Origin of the sequence: Xylophilus rhododendri, assembly GCF_009906855.1 — a bacterium.
GTDB classification, from domain to species: Bacteria; Pseudomonadota; Gammaproteobacteria; order Burkholderiales; family Burkholderiaceae_C; genus Xylophilus; species Xylophilus rhododendri.
In genome coordinates this window covers 4,285,927-4,309,495 of the sequence record NZ_CP047650.1, presented here as the reverse complement: position 1 = coordinate 4,309,495, position 23,569 = coordinate 4,285,927, and the positions used below count along the sequence as shown (strand labels likewise).

Genomic DNA, 23,569 nt, shown 5'->3' with positions numbered 1-23,569 from the left:
CTCATGAACGACGTCGCCCTGCCCTCCCCCCTGGCCGAACTCGAGGCGCGCATCGCCCGCGAACTGGCCAGCATCGCCCATCCCTCGGCCCCCTGGCTGGAGCCGCATATAGGCCCGGACGGCCAACCCGCCCTCGACGTGCTGATCGTCGGCGCCGGCCAGGGCGGCAGCGCCACCGCCTTCGGCCTGCTGCGCTCGCGAGTGGACAACATCCTGGCCATCGACGCCGCCCCCGCCGGCCTGGAAGGGCCCTGGAACAACTACGCCCGCATGCACACGCTGCGCAATCCCAAGGACTACACCGGCCCGGACCTGGACATCCCCAGCCTGACGGTGCAGTCCTGGTACAGCGCGCGTTTCGGCGAAGCCGCCTGGGAGGCGCTCTTCCAGCTGCCGCGCCAGCAGTGGGCCGAATACCTGCTGTGGGTGCGCCGCGTCACCGGCGTGCCGGTGGAGAACGGCTGCCGGCTGCTGCGCCTCGGCCCGGTCGAAGGCAGCACGCTGCTGGCGGCCGAGGTGGAGTCCAGCGCCACCGGCCGCCGCACGCTCTACGCCCGCAAGGTGGTGCTGGCCACCGGGCAGGAGGGCGTGGGCCGCTGGTCGGTGCCGGACAGCCTGGCTGCGTTGCCGCAGACCCACTGCGTGAACTCGTCACAGCCAGTCGACTTCGCGGCCTTGAAGGGCAAGACCGTCGTGGTGATCGGCGCCGGCGCCTCGGCCTTCGACAACGCCGCCACCGCCCTGGAAGCCGGCGCGGCCGAAGTGCAGCTGCTGTGCCGCCGGCTCGATCCGCAGGTGGTGCAGCCCTACCGCTGGCTGACCTTCCGCGGCTTCCTGCGCCACCTCTCGGACCTGGAAGACGCCTGGCGCTGGCGTTTCATGCGCCATGTGCTGGCCATGCGCGAAGGCTTTCCCCAGCCCACCTACGACCGCTGCGCGGTGCACGAGAACTTCGAGCTGCGTTCGGGCTGCCAGGTGCTGTCCAGCCGCCTCGATCCGGCCACCGGCCGGGTCGTGCTGGAAACCAACCAGGGCCCGCTGCAAGCCGACTTCGTGATCAGCGCCACCGGCATCGAGAACGACTTCCACAGCAAGCCCGAGCTGGCCGCCTGCGCCGACAACATCGCCACCTGGGCCGACCGCTACACCCCGCCGGCCGAGGAGGCCGACGCCCGCCTGGCGACCTACCCCTACCTGAACCAGGACTGGTCCTTCGCCGAGAAGCAGCCGGGCCGCACGCCCTGGCTGCGCAACGTGCACCTCTACGCCATCGGCTCGACCATGAGTTTCGGCGCCTCCGGCTCCTCCATCAACGCCATGACCACCGCCGTGCCCAAGCTGGTGTCCGGCCTCACCCGCGGCCTGTTCGAGGAAGACCTGGACCAGTACTGGGCTTCGTTCCGGGCCTACGACGTGCCGCAGGCCGTCATCCCCGTGAAACACAAAGGATAGGCAGACATGGACCTCGGACTCTCCGGCCGCAGCGCCCTCGTCTGCGGCGCCAGCAAGGGCCTGGGCCTGGGCTGCGCCATCTCCCTGGCCCGCGAAGGCGTGGCCGTGACCCTGGTGGCGCGCGGCGCCGAGGCGCTGGAGGCGGCAGCCGCCGACATCCGCGCCACGACCGGCGCCACGGTCGACACCGTCGCCGCCGACATCACCACACCCGAAGGCCGCGCCGCGGCGCTCGCCGCCTGCCCGGCGCCCGACATCCTGGTCACCAATGCCGGCGGCCCCAAGCCCGGCGACTTCCGCGACTGGGAGCGCGAGCACTGGATCGCCGCGCTGGACGCCAACATGCTCACCCCCATCGCCCTGATCAAGGCCACGGTGGACGGCATGATGGCGCGCGGCTTCGGCCGCATCGTCAACATCACCTCGGGCGCGGTGAAGGCGCCCATCGACATCCTGGGCCTGTCCAACGGCGCCCGCTCGGGCCTGACCGGTTTCGTCGCCGGCCTGGCGCGGCAGACGGTGGCGCGCAACGTCACCATCAACAACCTGCTGCCCGGCCCCTTCGAGACCGACCGCCTGCGCGAGACGGCCCGGCAATGGGCCAAACAAAGCGGCAAGCCCGAGGACCTGGTGCTGGCCCAGCGCCGCGCCGCCAACCCCGCCGGCCGCTTCGGCACCACCCAGGAGTTCGGCGATGCCTGCGCCTACCTGTGCAGCGCGCAGGCCGGCTTCATCACCGGCCAGAACCTGCTGATGGATGGCGGCCACTATCCGGGTACCTTCTGAGCAACAGCCTTCACGCCCCCGTCATGTGACGTGGTCACCATCCGGCCTCATGCTGTTGTGAGGAACGCCGCATGGAAAACACCGACGCCCAAGCCCCCATCACGGTGCGAACCGTCTGGATTTCCGACCTGCACTTGGGCACGCCCGGCTGCCAGGCCCATGCGCTGCTGGACTTCCTGCGCGACGTGGAGTGCGAGACGCTCTACCTGGTCGGCGACATCATCGACGGCTGGCAGCTGCGCCGCACCTGGTACTGGCCGCAGTCGCACAACGACGTGGTGCAGAAGCTGCTGCGCAAGGCGCGCAAGGGCACCCGTGTGGTCTTCGTGCCGGGCAACCACGACGAATTCGCGCGGCACTACGTGGCGCACAACTTCGGCGGCGTCGATGTGGTGGAGGATTGCATCCACACCACCGCCGACGGCCGCAAGCTCTGGATCACCCACGGCGACCTGTTCGACGGCGTGATCCAATGCGCCAAGTGGCTGGCCTATGTGGGCGACTCGGCCTACGAGTTCACCCTCAAGGTCAACCGCCACTTCAACCGCCTGCGCGCCCGCATGGGCCTGCCCTACTGGAGCCTGTCGGGCTACCTCAAACTCAAGGTCAAGCGCGCCGTCAGCTACGTGGGCGACTTCGAGGTGGCCGTCGCCCGCGAGGCCCGCAAGCGCGGCGTGCAGGGTGTCGTCTGCGGCCATATCCACCATGCGGAGATGCGCGAGATCGACGGCATCCTCTACTGCAACGACGGCGACTGGGTGGAGAGCCTCACCGCCCTGGTCGAGCATGCGGACGGCCGGCTGGAGATCCTGGACTTCAGCGCGCGGCTGCAGCACAAGGTCAAGCGCCGCAAGGCCACACCGGTCGAGCAGGAGAGCGAGGAAGAAATCTCGGTCGCGGCCTGAAGGTCCGGCGGCGTTTCAGGCGACCAGCGCCGCGTCCAGCCAGCGTTCGGCAGGGCCGGCCGGCGAGCGCGCATGCGCCATCAGCGCGGCGAAGATCTCGGGCACCTCGAAGATCGCGCGGTTGTCGTAGCGCCGCACCCGGGCCTGGAACACCGGCAGGTGATCCACCATCTCGGCCACGCCGCGCGCCACTTCGCGCCAGGAGGGCAGCGCCAGGCCGAAGCCGGCCTGTGTCAGCCACACCACGTTGTAGCGCTCCTGCGGCATGATCGCCGCGCCCGAGAGGGTGATCACCGGCAGGCCCTGCTGCAGCGCCTCGCTCAGGCTGCCGGGGCCGGGCTTGCCGATGAAGTAGTCGGCCAGCTGCAGATGGCGCGCCACGTCCTGGGTGAAGCCGACCACCGCATGCGGCGCCTCCGAGGGCTGCGCCCGCAGGCGCTCGGCCAGGGCCTGGTTGTGGCCGCACATCAGGATCAGCTGGCGGTCGCCCAGCTCGCGGGCGATGCGCAGCATCTGCATGGAGCCCTGGCCGCCGAACATCACGATGCCGGTGGGTTGCGCCGGATCCAGCCCCAGCGCCAGCATGGCGGCGCTGCGGTCGGCCAAGCGGGGTGCGTAGAAGGAGGGCCGCAGCAGCATGCCGGAGGTCAGCGAGAGTTGTTCATCCTCATAGCCCGCCGCACGCGCCTGGGCCAGCGCCCGCGCGGTGCCGCAGACGATGTGCTGGCGCTGGCCCGGCTCGATCCAGAAATGCGGCGGATGGTCGGCCATGTCGGTCAGCACCGTCACATAGGGCACGCCCGGCAGGCGGCTCTGCGCGGCCTCGAACAGGGCCCGGTTGAAGTTGGGGATGAGCGAGACGACCAGGTCCGGCCTATGCGTGTCCCAGTGCCGCTGCAGGCGGGTGACCAGCGAGGTGTGGAAGAGCCGGATCAGCCCCTGCAGCACCCGCAGCTCCTGGGCCAGCCCCACCGTCCAGCCGCGCGCCAGGCGGCGGTTGTAGTAGGCCTCGGGCGCGGCGCCGGTGAGCTTGCGGAACATGCCTTGCGGGTCCAGCACCTCGAAGAGGTTGACCAGCTCCAGGTCCCAGGGCCGCTGCTGCTGCCGGATGACTTCCTGCAGGGCATGGGCGGCGGCGCGATGGCCGCCACCGGCGTCGAAATAGATCAGCTCAAGCTTGCGCCTCATGGACGGCCAGCATTGCCTGCGTGGATGACCCGGCCATGACACTGTCATCCGCGGACACGGGCATCTTCAGCAGGGCCTGGCCCATTCGGACCTGGGTGCCGGGCGCGATGCCCTCGCACAGCTCGAAGCCGCGCGGCGCGAACACGATGATGGTGGAGCCGTGCTGGAACCAGCCCATCTCCTGGCCCTTGGTGAAGGCGGCGTCGCAGGGGATCTCGTTGGGCCCGCGGTAGCGCTGGTGCAGCAGCAGGTCGGTGAAATGCAGGCGCAGGCTGGCCACCAGGATGGCGGCCACCGGCACGATGGCCAGGGGATGGCCGCCGCGGGTGGTGCGGGCGCGCAGCACGGCGCGTTCGTTGCGGCAGAAGAGGCGCTCCACCCGGGCCAGGGCGATGGGGTTGACGTTCCAGGTGTCGCCGTGGATGAAGGTCACATGATCGACCCGGCAATCGGCCGGCGCGTGGAAGCGGTGGTACATGCTGGACGTCAGCCGCAGGGTGATGAAGACGCCGTCCTCGAAGACACGGCTGTCCTGGCTGGCACCGAACAGGTCCTGCATCGCATACGGAAAGCCCTTGGCCTGGAAGACCTGCCGGCCCTCCACCGCACCGCAGGCGCCGACGATGGCGTCGCAGGGGCTGCTGAGCACATCCGGGTCCGGCACGATCGGCCGGGCACCGGGCTTCAGTTCGCGGGTGAAGCATTCGTGCAGGCTGGCGAAGTCCCGCCGCTTCGCATCGCTCAGGTCGAGCTGGGCGAACACGCGCCACACCGCGATCGACACCCGGCAGACCAGCGGATTGCGGATCTGGCTGAACCAGCCCATCCAGCGGGTCAGCAGCAGCCGGGGCACCCGGTTGGTGAGCAGGAAGTTGAGGTCTTCCTGCTGAAGAATCTTCTGGAGAGCTTTCATTCACGAGCCTGTCAATCAGCTTTGGTACATGTCGGATGCCACTCTCAAAAAGCCGCATCCATGAACGAAACATTCGCGCTTTCCGCCGTCGCCCTGGCCGCGCTGGCCTGGACCCTGCCGGCCGCGCATCGGCGGCTGCAGCTGTCGCAGGCCAAGCACCGCTCGCTGGGCGGCCATTCGCGCATGGCCAAGCGCCTGGCCTGCTGGATTCCGGGCTATGCCTATGACGAACAGGGCTTCTTCGCCTCCGACGACGCACCGGCCGATGTGCAGCAGCTGCGCCGCCAGGGCCTGGGCCGGCTGTCGGCCGTGCTGGGCGAACGCCACAAGAAGAGCATCGCGATGACACGCGAGGCGCGCGCCGGCATCTCGGACCTGCAGTTCACCGGCAGCTACCGCGTGCCCTTCCAGTACAGCCCCTACCTGCGCCAGCACCTGCCCAGCAGCAGCTTCGTGTCGGCTTCCAGCGGCGTGATGGTGGAAGACCTAGACGGCCAGCGTTTCTACGACCTGACCGGCTCCTACGGCGTCAACGTCTTCGGCGTGGACTTCTACCGCGAGTGCATCGCCGAAGGCGCCCGGACCGCCCAGCCGCTCGGCCCCGTGCTGGGCATGCTGCACCCCTGCGTGCTGGAGAACGTGGAGCGGCTCAAGGCCCTGTCCGGCCTGGACGAGGTGTCCTTCCACATGTCCGGCACCGAGGCGGTGATGCAGGCCGTGCGCCTGGCCCGGTATCACACCCGGCGCAAGCACCTGGTGCGCTTCTGCGGCGCCTACCACGGCTGGTGGGAGGACGTGCAGCCCGGCCCCGGCAACCCGCTGCCGCCGCGCGAGACCTACACGCTGCAGGACATGTCCGAACGCAGCCTGCAGGTGCTGCGCACCCGGCGCGACATCGCCTGCGTGCTGGTCAATCCGCTGCAGGCCCTGCATCCCAACATCGGCGCGCCGGGCGACTCGGCCCTGCTCGACAGCAGCCGCCGCGCCGGCTTCGACCGCGCGGCCTACACCGACTGGTTGAAGCGCCTGCGTGCCGTGTGCACCGAGCGCGGCATCGTGCTGATCTTCGACGAGGTCTTCCTGGGTTTCCGGCTGGCGGCCGGCGGCGCGCAGGAATATTTCGGCGTGCAGGCCGACATGGTCACCTACGGCAAGACACTGGGCGGCGGCCTGCCGGTGGGCGTGGTCTGCGGCTGCGCCACGCTGATGAAGCGCTACCGCGAGAACCGCCCGGCCGACATCTGCTTCGCCCGCGGCACCTTCAACGCCCACCCCTATGTGATGGGTGCGATGAAGGCCTTCCTCGACCGGCTGCAGCGCCCGGAGATCCAGGCCGTCTACCAAGGCCTGGACGAGCGCTGGGACGCGCGCGCCACGCGCTTCAACCAGGCGATGCAGGCGGCCGGCCTGCCGCTGCAGGTGGCGAACATGTCCAGCGTCTGGACCGTGCTCTACACCGCCCCCTCGCGCTACAACTGGATGCTGCAGTACTACCTGCGCGAGCAGGGCCTGGCCCTGAGCTGGGTCGGCACCGGCCGGCTGATCTTCAGCCTGAACTACCGCGACGAAGACTTCGAAGCCGTGCTGCAGCGTTTCGTCGCCGCCGCCACCCGCATGCAGGAGGACGGCTGGTGGTGGCAGGACGGGCAGTCCAGCAACCGCGGCATCCGCCGCAAGTTGCTGCGCGAGATGCTCGGCGAGATCTTCTGAAGAAAAAGCCTCAGCCATGCCGCGCATGCGTGGCATGCGACACATGGTCCATCGGGTCGATCAGCTGCCCACGCAGCAGCCACAGGGGCGCGCGGTGGTACATCTTGATGTCGTGGAAGGGGTCGGTGATGATCTTGTAGCCCCAGGCCAGGCCGGTCATCACGCTCTGGGTGAAGCACAGCTGCAGCACCCGGAACACCAGCCCGCCCGCGCCCAGCGCCAGCCAGGCGATGCCCAGGTCGTGCGCATAGCCCATGAAGTCGGTGGACGGCTCGATCAGGCCGAAGACCGAGGGCTGCAGCCACAGCAGCACCGGAATGGCCGCCCACACCGCCAACAGCACGATCTTGCGGCGGATGTTGTAGCCCACCTTGATGGCTTCCTTGTGCGCATCGCTGGCGTCGTTGACATGGTCGTAGCCGCGCGGCTCGAAGAAGAAATGGCCGGCCTGGCGTGTCGTCATCGACACACCCCAGGCCAGCAGCGCGGCCCAGGCGGGCTCTACGAAAAGCATGCCGTAGGCGATCACGAAACAGACGGCACTCAGGAAGTGCAGGCTCTGGTTGATCCGGCTGTGGTGATAGAAGCGATGGTCGTCCCAGCGCTGGACCTCGACGGTCTGCAGGAAATCTTTCACGGCGCACCTCTGTGATGGTTGGGCCGCCGGCCGGCGTGGCCGGCGTGACGGGATGATGGCCAGCACGCATGAAAAAGCCGTGACGGCCGCGTGTCGGTTCATGCAGTGCGGTGTCACCAATCTGTTGCACAAGCCGTTCAGCATGCAGGCCATGCCCCACGCCCTCGCATCCGACGGCCTCCTCATCGACCACTTCCCCGCGGCGCAGCGCAGCCTGCGCATCGCCTTCGTGAGCGAGACCTATCCGCCCGAAGTCAACGGCGTGGCCACCACCGTCGCCCGCATCGTGCAGGGCATGCATGCGCGCCACCACGAGGTGCAGCTGATCCGCCCGCGCCAGGACCGGCTCGACGCCGCCGCGCGCCAGGCCCGCTACGACGAGGTGCTGCTGCGCAGCCTGCCGATCCCGCGCTACCCGGACCTGCGCATGGGTGTGCCTTCCAAACGCGCGCTGGTGCAGCTGTGGTCGCGCCGCCGGCCGGACGTGGTGCACATCGCCACCGAAGGCGCGCTGGGCTGGTCGGCGCTGCAGGCCGCGCTGCATTTGAAGCTGCCGGTGTGCTCGGATTTCCGCACCAATTTCCACGCCTACAGCACCCACTACGGGCTGGGCTGGCTGCGCAAACCCATCATGGGTTACCTGCGCAAGTTCCATAACCGCTGCGCCTGCACCATGGTGCCCACCGATGCGCTGCGGCGCGAGCTGCAGGCCGACGGCTTCCAGAAGCTGACGGTGGTCAGCCGCGGGGTCGATACGGAGCTCTTCCATCCCTCGCGCCGCAGCGCCGCGCTGCGTGAATCGTGGGGGCTGAACGAACAGGACCTGCTGGTCGGCTATGTCGGCCGGCTGGCGCAGGAAAAGAACCTGGGCACCCTGCTCACCGCCTTCGAAGCCCTGAGGCGGGACATGCCGCGCGCCCTCCTGCTGCTGGTGGGCGACGGCCCCATGCGCGCCGAGCTGCAGGCGCGCTGCCCGGACGCCCTCTTCGCCGGCCAGCGGCGCGGCGAGGACCTGGCGGCGCACTACGCCTCGGTCGACCTGTTCCTGTTCCCCAGCCTCACCGAGACCTTCGGCAACGTCACCACCGAGGCCATGGCCAGCGGCCTGCCGCTGGTGGCCTTCGACCACGCCGCCGCCGCGCAGCTGGTGCACAGCGGCCACAACGGCCTGCTGGCTGCAGCGGGCGATGTCGATGCCTTCGTGGCCGCCTCGCGTTTGCTGGCCGGCGATGCCGAGCAGCGCCAGCGCCTGGGCCGGGCCGCCTTCGCCACCGCCCAGGCGCTGGGCTGGGACGGCGTGCTGGCCCGCTTCGAGGGCGTGCTGCACGGCGTCATCACCGCCGCCGAGCGCAGCGCCGAAGCCGAGTTCGGCGGCCTGGCGCGGCCGGCCGCCTGATTCAGACCAGGGTCAGGCGCGCTTCGCCGATCCCTTCGAACACCGCCTTCACCTCGGCGCGGCCCGGCAGCCAGACCATGCCGCACCAGGAGCCGGTGGTCAGCACGCTGCCCTCGGCCAGGCGGCCATGGCGCTGCACCGCATGCTCCAGCCACTGCGGCGCGAACCACAGCGGATCGCCCGCGGCATGGCTGCCCTGCCAGCGGCCGGCCGGCGCGCCGTCGATCTCCAGCGTGGCGACCTGCTGCGACCAGTCCACCGAACGCATGGGCACCCAGTCGCCGACCACCAGCGCGCCGTTGGATTGCAGGTCCGCGTTGCGCAGCGCGGCCGGTGCCTGGTCGGTGTTGGCCCAGCGGAAATCCACCAGTTCGATGGAGACGGCCATGGCGTCGAGGAAGGCGGCCGGGTCGTGCGCGCTGCGCGAGGCCAGGTCCACCGCCTCCACGTCGCGGGCCAGGCGGAAGGCGACTTCGATCTCGATGGCCAGGCGCTTGAAGTCCTGCGCGCGGAAGGGGCCGGGCGCGGGCCGCACCCAGGGTGGGGGCAGCAGCGAGAAGGCGGCCACCGAGCCGGGGCCCGGGCCGCCGCCCTTCCAGTGGCTGGGCGCGGCGGGGTCCTGCGTCCAGCCCAGTTCGGCCGCGACGCGGTCGTGGATCTGGTAGATATCGTCCTGGGTCACCTGGGACAAAGCCGTCTGGGACCAGATGCCGTCGTCGGCCGGAATGCCCGAGCGGCGCGCCTCGACAAGAGCGGCGGCGATTTTTGCGTTGACGTTGGAAGACAAATTCACACCCTGCGAAACATCGGAAAACGCCGGCAAGTCTGCCTCAAATGCCCCGGGGTCGTGAAGGCACGCTAAAATCGTAGGCTTTTCGAAATCGACCGCCCGCTGTTCGGATGAGGTTTTGCGCAATCCGCGCGGCCGTCGTCCGCAACCGTTACCCAGGGCCCGCCGCGCCCCGCGGCCAACCACCAGACAAGCCTTTTATGAAAATCGCTCAAGAAATCCGCGCCGGCAACGTGATCATGCACGGCAAGGATCCGATGGTCGTCCTGAAGACCGAGTACAGCCGCGGCGGCCGCAACAGCGCCACCGTGCGCATGAAGTTGAAGAGCCTGATCGCCAACTTCAACACCGAAGTGGTCTTCAAGGCCGACGACAAGATCGACCAGATCGTGCTGGACAAGAAGGAGTGCACCTACTCCTACTTCGCCGATCCGATGTACGTCTGCATGGACACCGAGTTCAACCAGTACGAAGTCGAAGCCGAGAACATGGGCGACGCGCTGAACTACCTCGAAGACGGCATGGCCGTCGAAGTGGTGTTCTACGACGGCAAGGCCATCTCGGTGGAACTGCCGACCAGCGTCGAGCGCGAGATCACCTGGACCGAACCCGCCGTCAAGGGCGACACGTCCGGCAAGGTGTTGAAGCCCGCCAAGATCTCCACCGGCTTCGAAATCCCGGTGCCGCTGTTCGTCGCGCAAGGCGACCGCATCGAAATCGACACCCGCACCGGCGAATACCGTAAGCGCGTCTGAGGGCCGTCCCGGCTTCTGCCGGGCGTTCCCCCAAAAAGAAAGGCTCCCGAGGGAGCCTTTCTTTTTGGGCCGGGCCCGAAGGCCCGGATGTCCAGCGCATCAGCTGCGCAGCAGCGCCTTCAGGGCGTTCTGCAGGCGACGGGCGCTGTTCGCGTCGCTCGGGCCGGCCAGCACCTTGGCGGCATCCTCGCCCCAGGTCTGCACCGGTGCGGGGTCGTTGCGGCGGGTCAGCAGCTGCAGCTGCAGCATGCGGCGCTCGGAAAGCTGCTCGGCCGGGGTCGGCACTTCGGCGGCCATTTCCAGGCGCAGCAGGGCTTCCGACGGCGCGGCCTTGGGCGTGCTGTTGCCCAGGGCCTGGGCCCAGGCACCACGCACCGCGGGGGTGACGCGGCCGCCGAAGGCCTGGGCATTCGGCAGCTGGGCCGGGTCGCGCTGTTCCCAGGCGGTCAGCAGCTGGGTGAGCGCTTCGCCATGGGCCTGTGCGGCCAGCTTGCGCAGGGCCGCCTGGGCGTTCTCCAGCGCGTCGCGCTGGGCACGGAAGGCGGCGTCGCCCAGGCGCGGGCCGCGCTCTTCGCGCGGTGCGTCGCCGAAACGGCCGGGGCGTGCGCCACGGTCGTCGCCACGGCCGCCCGGACGGCCGCCGTCCCGGCCACCATCGCGGCTGCCGAACTTGCCGCCACGGCCGGCGGCGGCCGGCTCGGCGCGCACGCCGCCCGGACGGTCGTCGGCACGGCGCACGGCCACGACCGGCTTGGGCGGGGCCTTGGGTGTGGGTGCTGCGGGTGTTTCGCCGCCTTCGGCAGCTGCCTCGCCGGTCGCTGCGGCTTCACCTTCAGCGGGCGCCGGTGCCGCGGCGGTCTCGCCAGGAGCGGATGCAGCCGAAGCCGCGGCGGCAACGGCCGCCTTCTGGCCGCGGATGGCCGCGTCCAGCTCGGCCATGGCCTGGCGGATGCGCTGGGCATCGCCGCTGTCGTTGGCCGCGCGCAGCGCGTCGGAGGCCTGCAGCACGGCACGGTCGTGATCGCTCACCGCACCCTGCGACTTCTCGCGCTCGGCGCCCTTGCGCTGGAAGGCTTCGTCGAGCGGCTTGCGGAAGGCGTCCCAGAGCTTCTGCTCCTGGCGGCGGTCCAGCGGCACGGCTTGCGCCTCGGCCTGCCAGCGCTGCTGCAGCGCACGCACCGCGTCGATGCGCAGCTGCGGCGCGGCCGACAGCACGCCGGCTTCCTCGATCAGCGCCTGGCGGCGGTCCATGCTTTCCTTCTGCGCGTTCTCCAGCGGCGTGGCGGCGGCGGCGAAGGCCTGCTTCCACTGCGGCATGATTTCGGCGAAGGCCTTCTCGCTCAGGTGGCCGGCATCGCGCCAGCGGTCGGCGAACTGGTGCAGGCCGCGCTGCAGGCCCTTCAGGTCGGAAGTGCCGGCTTGCGCGGCGCCCCAGGCCTTGAGTTCCTCGATCAGCGCCAGGCGGGCGCCGCGGTGTTCGGCGGCATCGGCCTTGACCTTGTCCAGCCAGGCCTCGACGACCTTGTGGGCCTCGTTGCAGGCGTGGTCGAAACGCTTCCACAGGGCGTGGTTGGCCGGGCCGGTCTGGTCGGTCTTCTTCCATTCCTCGCGCAGCTGGCGCAGGCTTTCCTGCATCTTGCGGCCGCCCAGGGCCTGGCCTTCGGGGCGCTTGATCAGGCTTTCGGCCTTGTTGACCAGTTCCTCGCGCAGCTGGTCGGCACGCCAGCGCGACCAGCCTTCGAGTTCGCCGGCGGCCGTCAGCGCGGTGTGCACCTGGGCCTCGACGGCGTCGCTCACATGACGGCCATGTTCCTTCAGCACGGCGCGCAGCGCGGCGGCGGCGCCGGCGCTGGCCTTGCCGTGGCCTTCGGCGGTTTCCTTCTCCAGCTTGGCCAGGGCTTCGCCCACGGCGGCCTCGGCCTTCTCGCGCTGGGCCGGATCGACCGCACGCGGTGCACGCGGCGCGGGGGCTGCCGCGACGGCGGCTTCCGGCTGCGCGGACTGCTGCGACAGCGGCGTGCCGCCACGGGCCACGGTGATCTCATCGGCCCAGACGGGCACCGGCGGCAGGGCCGCATTGCTGTCTTCGGCGGCGGCGGTGGTCAGGGCGAGCGCGGCCTGGAAGGCGTCCCACACGACCAGCAATTGCGCCTTGGAGCCTTCGAGCAGCGGCGGGAAACGCGCTTCCACGCTGGCCCAGCTCGGGTCGCCGATCAGGCCTTCGGCCTGTTGCTGCCAGTGCGCCACGTCGTTGCGCAGGGTGTCCAGCGCGGTGGCGGCGTCGCGCCAGGGCTTGGTGGAGAGCACGTCGATGCGCTGCGAGAGCAGCACGGCGGCTTCGCGCTGCACCTGCACCCGGTGCTGCAGGTCTTCGATGGTGCGCAGGCGCTCGGCCAGCTGGGTCTTCAGGCCCGCCAGCGGCTCGCGGCTGAGCGGCGCGCCGGCCTTGGCGGCGTCGCGCTGCCAGGCCATGGCGTCGGCGATGTTGAGCTTGGGCGCGGCCAGCATCGCCTGGGCCTTTTCGGCCCATTCGGCAGCGATGGCTTCCTGGCCCTTGGCGCGCTTGAGTTCGTCCAGGCGTTCACGCAGGGCACGGGCGGCGCCCTTGTCGCGCACGCTGAGTTCCTTGAAGACTTCCTGGATCTGTTCGGCGGCGGGATTGCCGGCCAGCCATTCGCGCACGCGCGCTGCGCGCTCGCCGGACGTGGGGGCGGAGAACGCGCCGCCGGTCAGCGCGTCGAGAGGATGCGCCTCGGTGTTCTTGGCCGGAGCCTGGTTCGCGTCGGATGCGTCGGACATGGTTCGAGAGGAATGAGGTGCAGGGGGCAGAGAAAAGCGCCGGCCGTTTTTGCCGGCTGCGGCGCGCTGCTCGCGAGGTCGCAACCGGCGTGGGGCCAATTGCGCGGAACCGTCTATTTTCGCCGGGATTTGGAAGTCTATGGATGACCGGTTGAAACAGCGTGCGCGGGAACCCAAAAGCTGGTGTGCGGAACTCTGTTTTTCAAGCCATGTTTTTCAGTCGGCCGACAGCCGGAGCTGGGCGCCGGGCTTCCAGTCCGCCCGGTCGCCGTCGTCGAGCCGGACCGCGCCCAGGAATACCCGCGACACCGGCACGCCCTTGGCCGCGAGGTAGTCGCGCACCGCGCCGCCGCGCTGCAGGGCCAGGTTGCGCACCGTGCCCTGGTCGACGTCCACCTGGGCCGACAGCAAGCGCTCCATCTCGTCCACCGGAACGTCCTTGGCCATGCCGATGAAGTTGCGCGGCTTGGGCATGTCGGTGCTGGCGTAGACCTTGCGCAGCAGGGCCGGGTATTCGGCATCGCTGACCGTCACCTGCGCCAGCGGCGGCGCGGCCTGCGCCGGCGCGGCGGCGATCAGCGCGCGGCGTTTCTCGCCCCGGGCCAGCTGGCGCAGGCGCTCGCGGCGCATGGCCTCCTGCTCGGCATCGAGGCTGGCCGACCCGGCGATCGTCAGTTGCAGCTGCGGCCTGGCCTTGAGTGCGTCGGCCACGGTATCGAGCCCCTGGCGGGCCGTGCCGTCGAGTTCCGCGCTGCCGGGCGCGAAGGCCACGGTGGAGCTTTCGGCCTTGCCTGCGCCGCCGGAGAACACGCTGGAGATCAGCGAGAAGGGCGAAGTCACCGCCCGCACCACCAGGTTGACGAGCGCCTTGCCGATGACCGGCGCCAGGCTGAACTGCGGATCGTTGATCGAGCCGCTGATGGGCAGGTTCAGGTCGATCACGCCGTTGCGGTCGGCCAGCAGGGCGGCGGCCAGGCGCACCGGCAGGCTGCTGCCGCCCTGGGCCTCTTCGTCGAACACCAGCTGGCGCAGCACCAGGGAGTTGTCGGCCGTCAGATGGCCGTCCGGCTCGATGCGGTAGTGCACCGACATGCCGAGCTTGCCGCGCTGGATGCCGTGGCCCATGTATTTCACCGAATAGGGCGAGAGCGCCGGCAGGTCCAGGTCGTCGACCTTGGCCACCAGGTCGATCGCCAGCGGGTTGGCCAGGGGATTGAGCTTGCCCTCGATATTCAGCGTGGCCGTGCCCTCGGCCTTGCCGTGCAGCGCCAGCGTGGCCATGGCCGGCTCGGCATAGACGGCGCCCACCGAGTCGAAGGCGCCGAGCACGCCTTCGAGTTCGCTCAGCGAGGCGGAATAGGAAGGCTTGATGAAGTTGTCGGTGAACTGCACCCGGCCGTTGGCGAAGTGGATCTGGCCGAAATGCAGCTCGGGCGCATCCGAAGCCGGCGCCGGTGCTGAAGCCGCTGCCGCTGCGGGCCGGGCCGGTGCGGCACCGGCGGCCGGGGTGCGCGTGAGATCCCGCAGGTTGAGCCGGCCGTTTTCGTTGATCGCCAGCCGGGCGAAGAAATCACCCAGGGTGATCTCGTGCACGCCCCAGAACAGCGGCTTGCCCGGCGCCAGGCGCAGGGTGGCGTTGCGCATCTGCAGGGTCTTCCAGGTGAAGAGGCTGTTGGAGCGGCGGTAGCCCGGCGTCAGCACCCCCGTGCGTGGCGTCGTGGCGGGCGCGGCCGCGCTGGCCGGCGCATCGGGCACGGCGCTGTCGACGCGGCCGTTCTCCACACTCACCTGGCCAGAGGCTTCCAGTTGCAGGCCGGCGGGCGCCAGGGCCGCACGCAGGCTGCCGGCGAAACCCAGGTCGGCGCGCACCAGCTGCACATTGAAGCGGTCGCCGATATAGGGCTCCAGCGCCTGCAGCGGCAGGCGGCTGGCGTCCAGCCGGCCGTCCAGCAGCAGCGGATCGGGGCGCAGGCTGCCGCGAAAACGCAAGGTGGCGGCAGGGGTCTGGCCGGCGGCGATGCTGCTGTCCAGCTCCAGCGGCAGGGTGCGGCCGCCGCGCGGCATCGGCCAGGCGAGGTCGCGCACCCGCAACCGCAAATCGCTCAGGTCCAGGGCCACCGGCCGGCCGGCCGAGGCATCGCGCCAGCCGAAGCGGCCCTGGTCGATCTGCAGGCCGGCCAGGGCGATGGTCCAGGCCGGAGCCACGTCTTTCGCTGCGGACGGCGCGGCGCCGGGCGCTGTCGGGGTGGCCCACCAGTCGGCGAAGTTCCAGCCGCCGCGGGCGTCGCGGGCCAGCAGCCCGACCGGCGCGTTCAGTTCCAGCGTGGCGGCCGAGACGCTGCGGCGCGCCGTGTCCAGGCGCAGGTCCTGCAGCGCCAGCCGCTTGGCACCCGCCAGCGTCTTGCCGTTCTGCACCAGGGCCAGGTCATCGACCGCGATGCGCATGCCCTCGGCCGTGACTGCCGCGCCGTTCCAGCCCACCAACCCCTGCAGCGCCAGCGTGCCGCGCAAGTCCGGCCGCAGGCGCCCTTGCAGATAAGGCCGGGCCCAGGCCAGGGGCAATGCGGCCGCCTGGATCTGCAGCCTGCCCTGCGCCGGCGCCGCCGTGCCCGACCATTCCAGCCGTGCCGGCGCGCTGCCCGGGCCGGCCAGCGAGGCGCTGCCCTGCAGCTCGGCGGGCGCAGTCGATGCGGCCTGCGGCCAGGCGATGGCGGAGGCGTCCAGTTCCAGCTGCTGCAAGGCCAGCGCCACCGGCGGGCCGACACTCGCATCGCCCCAGCGCAGCTGCCCGCCGTGCACCACCAGCCGTGCCAGCTCCAGCTGCCAGGCCGGCGCCGCGGCAGCACTGGCAGCACCCGGCGCGGCGGGCGCCGCGGCCGGCATCAGGTCGATGCGGCCGGCGGCGTCGCGGGCGATGTCCAGCTTCGGGCCGGTGATCTCCAGCTTGTCCAGCCGCAGCCGCTGGTGCAGCGGCGCGAGCTGGGCGATGTCGAGTTGGAGTGCATCGACCGACAGGGCCTCGCGCCCATCCGCCGCCTGCAGCGCCAGCTTCTGGAAATGCAGGCTGCCGGCGATGTCCAGCGCCGTATCGGCCGGCTTGGCGGCCTGCGCGAAACGCAGAGTGAGTTCGGCATCCAGCATGCCGGCCTTGGGCTGCAGCGGCAGGCCCGCCGGCCAGTAGCCGCGCAGCCGCGCCAGGTCCAGGCCTTGCACCTTCAGCGTCGCCTCGCCCTTGCGCAGTTCGGCGAAAGGCAGGGCCTGCGCCTGGCTGTCGAAGCGGCTGCCGTCCAGCGTGAAGGCCAGCACCGGCGCCACCTCGCCTTCGCGGTCGGCGCTCAGGCTGCTGATCGCCGGCAGCGACAGCTGCAGCTCGCGCACCGTGTGCAGGGCCGGGACGCCGGCGGCGGCGCGGTCCTCGAAATCGACCGTGCCGCCGCTCAAGCGCAGATTGCGCAGCACATAACGCGCGGCCGGCCGGGCGGGCTCCTGGGGCGTGGCGAGTTTCTGGACCAGGTCGTCGATGTCGTAATGCCCGCTGCCGAGCCGGGCCAGGCGCAGCTGCGGCGCCTCGATCGCCAGCCCCTCGATCACCGGCGCGCCCTCCCACAGCGAGGACAGCGCGGTGCGGAACTGCACCCGGTCCACCCGCAGCTGCGGCGGGCTGCCCGGCAGGCCGGCGACCTCCAGGCCTTCCAGTATGGTCTGCAGTTTCCACGGCAGGAAACGCACCCGCTCCACATGCACCGCACGCCCCAGCATCTCGGTGCCGCGGGCCTCGATCTGCCAGCGGGCCAGCGGTGGAATGCCGCCCCAGGCCAGGAGCAGCAGGAGGGCGAGACCGGCCAGGATCCAGATCGCGGCGCGCAAGCAGGCCCGGCGACGTAGCGGGAAAGACAAAGACATGACCAAGCGTAACCACAAAGCAGCCGGCCCGTGCGCCGCGCTGCACGGTCCCGGCGGCCCGCACGGACAGCAATAGTCCTATCGGCCTGTACGACGGACACCGACAAGGCGCGTAAAAAATCGACAATTTCCCCTGTAAAACCGCGTTTTCGGAATAAAAAGTTCGGTTTATATACTTGACCTGATATTTTGAGACCCTAGAATCCGCCCCGCCCTTCCTTTCGGGAAGAGGCTTACATCCCGCTGCCGCGCAACTTGCGTGGCCAGGTTCGGTCTGCCGCCTCATCCGTCGCCCCCTGTTTTTTTGGGCGACCGCGCGCACCGACTGCGATCCGATCAAAACGAGGCACTCCTTCCATCCGTCGCGCACGCCCTTTCAGGGTCGCGTTCCGTAGGAGGGCCCCCGCGTAGAAAAGGAACACTGCGATGAACGCATTGGACAAGACGTTTTCAGGACTGCGGACCTTCGCCTCCGACGTCGCCGAAGGCTTCTTCGAAATCACCCACAACAGCTTTGCCATGCTGGGCCTGTTCACCGTGCTGGCCGTGGCGATCCTGGGCGCCCGCCCGGACCTGCGCAACGCCGGCGAGGACCAGCTGCGCGGCTGGCTGCAGGAGCGCCAGGCCGCCCTGCTCGGCATGCCGCTGCAGCTCGGCGCGGTGGACCGCGCCACGGCCGCCAACCCCAAGGAGCTGCCCAAGGCGCAGGCCGCCGTGGCCTACTGGCTCAGCCGCAAGTACAGCGTGGCGCCGGAGCCGATCAGCGCGCTGGTGGCCGAGGCCTTCAGCCTGGGCGCCAAGAACAAGCTCGACCCGACCATGATCCTGGCCGTGATGGCGGTGGAATCCAGCTTCAACCCCTTCGCCCAGAGCCCCATCGGCGCGCAGGGGCTGATGCAGGTGATGACCAATGTGCACAGCGACAAGTACCAGAACTTCGGCGGCCATTTCGCCGCCTTCGATCCGGTGACCAACCTGCGGGTGGGCGTGCGGGTGCTGCAGGAATGCATAGGCAAGGCCGGCTCGCTCGAAGGCGGCCTGCGCTACTACGTGGGCGCGGCCAATATCGAGGACGGCGGCTATGTCGCCAAGGTGATGGCCGAACACAGCCGCCTACTGGCCGTAGCCGCCGGCCGCTCGGTGCCCACCTTCACGCCGGCCGCCCCCGCGCCCGCCCTGCCCTCGGTGCGGCCGGCCGCACCGCTGCCGGTGGCCTCGCCTTCCAATGTGGAGCCGGCCCAGGCGGTGGCCGACAAGGTGGCCGCGCTCGGCGACTTCGATACCGCCGTGCCGCACTGAGCAGACCGCTCCCTGTCGCCAAGGCCCCTTCATGGGGCCTTTTCTTTTGCCGCTAAAATTGCGCCCGCACGCGACTGGCGATAGGCGCGGTGGGCCCACAGGGCCGCACTGCCGCTGACGTGGAATCCATGCGGGGCGACTAGCCCCGACAACCACTGGGAAGCGTGCCGCCCGGAAGGTCGGCTTTTTTGGCCGGCGTCCGAAGCGTTCAGCCGTTCGCCTGGGCAGCCCTCGTAGCCATACAGGGACTTTCATTGAAGGACTGCCACGCCATGTACGACCGTTCCATCCTCGTAGAACAAGCCGACCCCGAAATCTTCGCCGCCATCCAGGCCGAGAACCTCCGCCAGGAACAGCACATCGAACTCATCGCCAGCGAGAACTACGCGTCTCCCGCGGTGATGTGGGCCCAGGGCACGCAGCTCACCAACAAGTACGCCGAGGGCTATCCCGGCAAGCGCTACTACGGCGGCTGCGAGTTCGTGGACATCGCCGAGAAGCTGGCGATCGACCGCATCAAGCAGATCTTCGGTGCCGACGCCGCCAACGTGCAGCCGCATTGCGGCGCCTCGGCCAACGAAGCCGTGTTCCTGGCCTTCCTCAAGCCCGGCGACACCATCATGGGCATGAGCCTGGCCGAAGGCGGCCACCTCACCCACGGCATGCCGCTGAACATGTCGGGCAAGTGGTTCAACGTGGTCTCCTACGGCCTCGACAAGAACGAAGCCATCGACTACGACGCCATGGAAGCCAAGGCGCGCGAACACAAGCCCAAGCTGATCGTGGCCGGTGCCTCGGCCTACAGCCTGCACATCGATTTCGAGCGTTTCGCCAAGATCGCCAAGGAAGTCGGCGCGATCTTCATGGTGGACATGGCCCACTACGCCGGCCTGATCGCCGCGGGTGTCTATCCCAACCCGGTGCCGCATGCCGACATCGTCACCTCCACCACCCACAAGAGCCTGCGCGGCCCGCGCGGCGGCATCATCCTGATGAAGGCCGAGCACGAGAAGGCGATCAACAGCGCCATCTTCCCCGGCCTGCAGGGCGGCCCGCTGATGCATGTGATCGCCGCCAAGGCGGTGGCCTTCAAGGAAGCCATGGCGCCGGAGTTCAAGGCCTACCAGCAGCAGGTCGTCACCAACGCCCGCATCGTGGCCGAGACGCTGACCGAGCGCGGCCTGCGCATCGTCAGCGGCGGCACGCAGAGCCACGTCATGCTGGTCGACCTGCGCGCCAAGGGCATCACCGGCAAGGAAGCCGAGGCCGTCCTGGGCAGCGCCCACATGACGATCAACAAGAACGCCATCCCCAATGACCCGGAAAAGCCGATGGTGACCAGCGGCGTGCGTATCGGCACCCCGGCCATGACCACCCGCGGCTTCAAGGACGCGGAAGCCCGCGCCACCGCCCACCTGGTGGCCGACGTGCTGGACAACCCGCGCGACGAGGCGAACATCGCCGCGGTGCGCGAGAAGGTCCATGCCCTCACCTCGCGTTTCCCTGTCTACAAGTAAGCAGGCCGAAAGCAGCGCCGGATGAAGTGCCCCTTCTGCGCCCACCCCGACACCCAGGTGATCGACACCCGGGTGGCCGAGGACGCGACTTTCGTCCGGCGCCGCCGGCGCTGCGGCGCCTGCGACAAACGCTTCACCACCTACGAGCGGCCGGACCTGAGCTTTCCGGCCATCGTGAAGAAGGACGGCCGCCGGGTCGACTTCAAGCCCGAGAAGCTGCGTGCTTCGATGGACCTGGCCTTGCGCAAGCGCCCGGTCGGCGTGGAGCAGGTCGACAGCGCCGTCGAACGCATCGAGGAAGCGCTGCTGACCACCGGCATGCGCGAGATCGCCTCCAACAAGCTCGGCGAGCTGGTCATGCGCGAGCTGCGGCGGCTGGACAAGGTGGCCTATGTGCGTTTTGCCAGCGTCTACCGCAGCTTCGAGGACATCGACGAATTCAAGACCCTGGTCGATGAAGTCGTGAGGACCTGAGGGCACGCGCACGCTTCTTGCGTCCGCCTTCCGGTTTCCTGCTCCCCTGTTCCCGATGTTCCGCTCCGCCCCCCACACGTTCCTCCAACGCCTGTGGACCCAGGATGCCGCCGTGATGAGTGCACGTGTGGGCATCGTGCTCGCCGCCATCATGGCGGCCTGCTGGCACTACAACCGCCTCGACTATGTGATGCCGATGTTCCTGGGCGTGATCGCCAGCGGCATCGGCGATACCGACGACGGCTGGCGCGGCCGGCTGCGCACCGTCATCGCCACCCTGGTCTGCTTCCTGGTGGCGGCCTCCACCGTGCAATGGGTGTTCGACCGGCACTGGCTGTTCGCCGGACTGCTCTGCGCCGCGGCCTTCGCGCTGACCCTGCTGAGCGCCATCAGCGAGCGCTACCGGGCCATCGCCTGGTCCACCCTGGTGCTGTCGGTCTACAGCGCCACCGGGCGGGAACACCATGGCGACGAGTCGCGCTGGCTGCAGGTCGGCCTGCTGATGGCGGGCGCGGCGGCGTACAGCGTGCTGTCGGTGGGCTGGGCGGCGGTCTTCGCGCTGCAGCCGGTGCGCCGGCGCATCGCCCAGGTGTACGACACGCTGGGCCAGTACCTGTGGCTCAAGGCGTCGATGTTCGAGCCGGTGCGCGGGGTGGACATCGAACGCCGCCGCATCGCCCTGGCCCACCGCAACGTGGACGTGGTGCAGGCGCTCAACCTGGCCAAGGACGCGCTGCTGCGCCGCCTGCCGCCGGTCGATCCACGCACCGGCGTGCCGCCCGACATCGGCAAGCAGGAAAGCCGGCTGCTGCTGGCCCAGTACTTCATCGCCCAGGACGTGCATGAGCGCGCCAGCTCCTCCCACGTGGGTTACGCCGAGCTGACCGACGCCTTCTATCACAGCGACGTGATGTTCCGCTGCCAGCGCACCCTGGCCCTGCAGGGCAGCGCCTGCGCCGACGTGGCCGAGGCGATCCGCCTGAAACGCGACCATGCCGACGACGGCGCCAGCGCCCTGGCCCTGGACGACCTGCAGGGCGCGCTCGACCACCTGGAACAGACCCAGCCCTGCGAGACCGCCGCCACCCCGGCCAACCGCCGTGCGCGCCAGCTGCGCTCGCTGCGCGCACTGCAGCAGAACCTCTCGGCCCTCGACCTGCAGCTGGCCAGCGCCGGCCGGCCCGAGCCGGTGAGCCTGGGCGAGACGCTGTTCGACTCCACCCCGCGCACGCTGGGCGAGGTCTTCGCCAGGGTGCGCGGCCAGCTGCGGCTGCAGGCGCCGGTCTTCCGCCATGCCGTGCGGCTGGCGCTGGCCCTGGCCGCCGCCTTCTGCGTGCTGAGCTTCATGCATGCCGACCACGGCTACTGGGTGTTGCTGACCACCCTCTTCGTCTGCCAGCCCAGCTACGGAGCCACCCGCAAGCGGGTGCTGCAGCGGGTGATCGGTACCTTCTGTGGGCTGATCGCCGGCTGGGCCGTGCTGCGGCTGTTTCCCGACCTGCTGGTGCAGGCGGCGATCGCGGTGGCGGCCGGCATGGTGTTCTTCGCCTTCAACAAGACCCGCTACGGCTTCGCCACCGCCGCCGTCACCCTGGTCGTGCTGCTGGGCAACAACCAGACCAGCGACGGCGCCGCCCTGATCGTGCCGCGCATGATCGACACCCTGCTGGGCGCGCTGATCGCCTCGGTCGCGGTGATCGGCATCCTGCCCGACTGGCGCGCCCGCCGGCTGCGGCCCGCCGCCGCGCTGGCGCTGACGACCGCCGCGCGCTACCTGCAGGCCATCGCCGCGCAGATCGGCGCCGGCAAACGCGATGACCTGGCCTACCGGGTGGCGCGGCGCAATGCGCACGATGCCGATGCGGCGCTCTCCACCGCCGTCTCCCATGTGCTGCAGGAGCCTGGCCTGACACGCGGCGGCATCGATGCGGGCATCCGTTTCCTGGTGCAGTCGCACACGCTGCTCAACTATGTGTCGGCACTGGGCGCCCATCGGGGCGAAGGCGGGGGAGCGGCCGGGCAGGCGCGCTTCGGGGAAGTATCGGAACAGCTGGCGGCGCAGATGAACCGGCTGGCGCAGGCCTTGCGCGACAAGGATGCGGGCCTGCTCTCGCCCCAGGCCGAGGAGGAGGCGCTGGCCTTGGCGGAATCGCTGGAGCAGCAGGAAGACGCCGTCGCCTCCGCGCAGCTGGCGCTGGTCAGCCGGCAGCTGCCGCTGCTGCAGAAGGCGGTCGCCCGCCTGGTCCAGCCGGCGCCCGGCAAGGCGCGCGGCTGACAGCCCGCGGGCTTCAGTTGCCGGGGATCAGCACCCGGTTGACCACGTGGATCACGCCGTTGGACTGGTAGACATTGGGCGTGGTCACCGTCGCGGTGAAGCCCTGCGCGTCCTGCAGCACGATGTTGGCGCCGTCCATGCGCACCCGCAACGGCACGCCGGCCACGGTGTTCAGCGTGGCCACGCCGCCGCCGGCGCGGATCTGCTGGCCCAGCGCGTTGGAGTCGAGCCGGCCCGGCACCACGTGGTAGCCCAGCAGGCGCACCAGCGCGGGCTTGCCCACCGGCTGCATCAGCGCCTGCAGGGTGGCGGGCGGCAGCTGGTCGAAGGCCGCGTTGGTCGGTGCGAACACGGTGAACGGACCCGGGCCCTTCAAGGTATCCACCAGACCGGCCTGCTTCACGGCGGCCACCAGGGTGGTGTGGTCCTTGGAATTGACGGCGTTGTCGATGATGTCGCGGGTCGGCAGCATGGCCGCGCCGCCCACCATCACGGAGGCGCCGGAGCCCATGGCGCCCGAACTGGTGTTGGAACCCATGCCGCCGGCACAGGCGGACAGCAGGGCGGCGACGCCGGCGGCCAGAATCAGTTTTTTCATCAAGAAGTCCTTCCAGGGATGTGCGAAAGGTTCAGACCCTAGGCACGCGCCCCTGGCCGCGGCGCAGGACACCGGGACGGCTGCCTGTAGGACCGCCGCAGCCCGGCCCCACGGCCGATGAACGCGCGATCCGCCCTTTTCGCCTGTATCCAGTGCGTGAAATGCCGCCCGC

Annotated in this window: 17 protein-coding genes; 10 read left to right on the top strand and 7 right to left on the bottom strand. The window is 69.9% G+C overall.

What is annotated here, in order from left to right:
• Positions 1 to 3 precede the first annotated feature (3 nt).
• From GT347_RS19860 to GT347_RS19850, 3 genes are all read left to right on the top strand, one after another.
• Positions 4 to 1,452, top strand: a complete 1,449-nt coding sequence (locus GT347_RS19860; RefSeq protein WP_229722392.1) for an NAD(P)-binding domain-containing protein — start codon at positions 4 to 6, stop codon at positions 1,450 to 1,452.
• Between the two features lie 6 nt (positions 1,453 to 1,458).
• Positions 1,459 to 2,238 carry an SDR family oxidoreductase gene (locus GT347_RS19855; RefSeq protein ID WP_160553851.1) on the top strand — a complete coding sequence of 260 codons (780 nt, stop codon included), beginning with the start codon at positions 1,459 to 1,461 and terminating at the stop codon, positions 2,236 to 2,238.
• 71 nt (positions 2,239 to 2,309) lie between these two features.
• Positions 2,310 to 3,143, top strand: a complete 834-nt coding sequence (locus GT347_RS19850) for a UDP-2,3-diacylglucosamine diphosphatase (protein WP_160553850.1) — start codon at positions 2,310 to 2,312, stop codon at positions 3,141 to 3,143.
• Between the two features lie 15 nt (positions 3,144 to 3,158).
• On the opposite strand, the gene GT347_RS19845 is transcribed toward GT347_RS19850, so the two are convergent.
• Positions 3,159 to 4,331 (bottom strand): glycosyltransferase family protein, encoded by a 1,173-nt coding sequence (locus GT347_RS19845; RefSeq protein WP_160553849.1) that lies wholly within the window; start codon positions 4,329 to 4,331, stop codon positions 3,159 to 3,161.
• Complete coding sequence (gene asd, locus GT347_RS19840; RefSeq protein ID WP_160553848.1) at positions 4,315 to 5,244, bottom strand: archaetidylserine decarboxylase; 930 nt, start codon at positions 5,242 to 5,244, stop codon at positions 4,315 to 4,317. Before asd ends, GT347_RS19845 begins: the two co-directional genes overlap by 17 nt.
• Positions 5,245 to 5,304: 60 nt before the next feature.
• On the opposite strand from asd, the gene GT347_RS19835 reads away from it, so the two are divergent.
• Positions 5,305 to 6,954: an aminotransferase class III-fold pyridoxal phosphate-dependent enzyme gene (locus GT347_RS19835; protein ID WP_160553847.1), complete on the top strand. Its 1,650-nt coding sequence runs from the start codon at positions 5,305 to 5,307 to the stop codon at positions 6,952 to 6,954.
• Positions 6,955 to 6,964: 10 nt separating this feature from the next.
• Here the strand turns inward: GT347_RS19835 and GT347_RS19830 are convergent, their stop codons facing one another.
• A complete protein-coding gene (locus GT347_RS19830) occupies positions 6,965 to 7,591 on the bottom strand; it encodes a hypothetical protein (protein ID WP_160553846.1) in 627 nt (208 codons plus the stop codon).
• Positions 7,592 to 7,742: 151 nt separating this feature from the next.
• On the opposite strand from GT347_RS19830, the gene GT347_RS19825 reads away from it, so the two are divergent.
• Positions 7,743 to 8,987, top strand: coding sequence for a glycosyltransferase family 4 protein (locus GT347_RS19825; RefSeq protein ID WP_160553845.1), 1,245 nt, complete (start codon positions 7,743 to 7,745; stop codon positions 8,985 to 8,987).
• A gap of 1 nt (position 8,988) precedes the next feature.
• Here GT347_RS19825 and GT347_RS19820 read toward each other — a convergent pair whose 3' ends face one another.
• Complete coding sequence (locus GT347_RS19820) at positions 8,989 to 9,774, bottom strand: fumarylacetoacetate hydrolase family protein (RefSeq protein WP_160553844.1); 786 nt, start codon at positions 9,772 to 9,774, stop codon at positions 8,989 to 8,991.
• 203 nt (positions 9,775 to 9,977) lie between these two features.
• Here GT347_RS19820 and efp point away from each other — a divergent pair, with 203 nt between their 5' ends.
• On the top strand, positions 9,978 to 10,532 hold the full coding sequence (gene efp, locus GT347_RS19815; RefSeq protein ID WP_160553843.1) for an elongation factor P: 555 nt from the start codon (positions 9,978 to 9,980) through the stop codon (positions 10,530 to 10,532).
• A gap of 99 nt (positions 10,533 to 10,631) precedes the next feature.
• Here efp and GT347_RS19810 read toward each other — a convergent pair whose 3' ends face one another.
• Positions 10,632 to 13,331 (bottom strand): DUF349 domain-containing protein, encoded by a 2,700-nt coding sequence (locus GT347_RS19810; RefSeq protein ID WP_160553842.1) that lies wholly within the window; start codon positions 13,329 to 13,331, stop codon positions 10,632 to 10,634.
• Between the two features lie 216 nt (positions 13,332 to 13,547).
• A complete protein-coding gene (locus tag GT347_RS19805) occupies positions 13,548 to 17,198 on the bottom strand; it encodes a DUF748 domain-containing protein (protein WP_160553841.1) in 3,651 nt (1,216 codons plus the stop codon).
• Between the two features lie 462 nt (positions 17,199 to 17,660).
• Here GT347_RS19805 and GT347_RS19800 point away from each other — a divergent pair, with 462 nt between their 5' ends.
• From GT347_RS19800 to yccS, 4 genes are all read left to right on the top strand, one after another.
• Positions 17,661 to 18,533, top strand: a complete 873-nt coding sequence (locus GT347_RS19800) for a lytic transglycosylase domain-containing protein (RefSeq protein ID WP_160553840.1) — start codon at positions 17,661 to 17,663, stop codon at positions 18,531 to 18,533.
• 272 nt (positions 18,534 to 18,805) lie between these two features.
• The gene (gene glyA, locus GT347_RS19795) at positions 18,806 to 20,050 is read left to right on the top strand and encodes a serine hydroxymethyltransferase (protein ID WP_160553839.1); all 1,245 of its coding nucleotides are present in this window, start codon (positions 18,806 to 18,808) and stop codon (positions 20,048 to 20,050) included.
• 21 nt (positions 20,051 to 20,071) lie between these two features.
• Positions 20,072 to 20,524, top strand: a complete 453-nt coding sequence (nrdR, locus tag GT347_RS19790; protein ID WP_160553838.1) for a transcriptional regulator NrdR — start codon at positions 20,072 to 20,074, stop codon at positions 20,522 to 20,524.
• Positions 20,525 to 20,579: 55 nt separating this feature from the next.
• Complete coding sequence (gene yccS, locus GT347_RS19785; RefSeq protein ID WP_160553837.1) at positions 20,580 to 22,799, top strand: YccS family putative transporter; 2,220 nt, start codon at positions 20,580 to 20,582, stop codon at positions 22,797 to 22,799.
• Between the two features lie 13 nt (positions 22,800 to 22,812).
• Here the strand turns inward: yccS and GT347_RS19780 are convergent, their stop codons facing one another.
• Entirely contained in the window at positions 22,813 to 23,397 is a 585-nt protein-coding gene (locus GT347_RS19780; protein WP_160553836.1) for a fasciclin domain-containing protein, read from the bottom strand.
• Between the last annotated feature and the right edge of the window lie 172 nt (positions 23,398 to 23,569).

What these genes read in the sequence shown, in the direction of transcription:
- efp (WP_160553843.1), top strand. Translation starts at nt 9,978, where the DNA reads ATGAAAATCGCTCAAGAAATCCGCGCCGGCAACGTGATCATGCACGGC.
- asd (WP_160553848.1), bottom strand. Translation starts at nt 5,244, where the DNA reads ATGAAAGCTCTCCAGAAGATTCTTCAGCAGGAAGACCTCAACTTCCTG.
- GT347_RS19845 (WP_160553849.1), bottom strand. Translation starts at nt 4,331, where the DNA reads ATGAGGCGCAAGCTTGAGCTGATCTATTTCGACGCCGGTGGCGGCCAT.
- glyA (WP_160553839.1), top strand. Translation starts at nt 18,806, where the DNA reads ATGTACGACCGTTCCATCCTCGTAGAACAAGCCGACCCCGAAATCTTC.
- GT347_RS19800 (WP_160553840.1), top strand. Translation starts at nt 17,661, where the DNA reads ATGAACGCATTGGACAAGACGTTTTCAGGACTGCGGACCTTCGCCTCC.
- GT347_RS19810 (WP_160553842.1), bottom strand. Translation starts at nt 13,331, where the DNA reads ATGTCCGACGCATCCGACGCGAACCAGGCTCCGGCCAAGAACACCGAG.
- yccS (WP_160553837.1), top strand. Translation starts at nt 20,580, where the DNA reads ATGTTCCGCTCCGCCCCCCACACGTTCCTCCAACGCCTGTGGACCCAG.
- GT347_RS19780 (WP_160553836.1), bottom strand. Translation starts at nt 23,397, where the DNA reads ATGAAAAAACTGATTCTGGCCGCCGGCGTCGCCGCCCTGCTGTCCGCC.
- GT347_RS19850 (WP_160553850.1), top strand. Translation starts at nt 2,310, where the DNA reads ATGGAAAACACCGACGCCCAAGCCCCCATCACGGTGCGAACCGTCTGG.
- GT347_RS19855 (WP_160553851.1), top strand. Translation starts at nt 1,459, where the DNA reads ATGGACCTCGGACTCTCCGGCCGCAGCGCCCTCGTCTGCGGCGCCAGC.
- GT347_RS19825 (WP_160553845.1), top strand. Translation starts at nt 7,743, where the DNA reads ATGCCCCACGCCCTCGCATCCGACGGCCTCCTCATCGACCACTTCCCC.
- GT347_RS19860 (WP_229722392.1), top strand. Translation starts at nt 4, where the DNA reads ATGAACGACGTCGCCCTGCCCTCCCCCCTGGCCGAACTCGAGGCGCGC.
- nrdR (WP_160553838.1), top strand. Translation starts at nt 20,072, where the DNA reads ATGAAGTGCCCCTTCTGCGCCCACCCCGACACCCAGGTGATCGACACC.
- GT347_RS19835 (WP_160553847.1), top strand. Translation starts at nt 5,305, where the DNA reads ATGAACGAAACATTCGCGCTTTCCGCCGTCGCCCTGGCCGCGCTGGCC.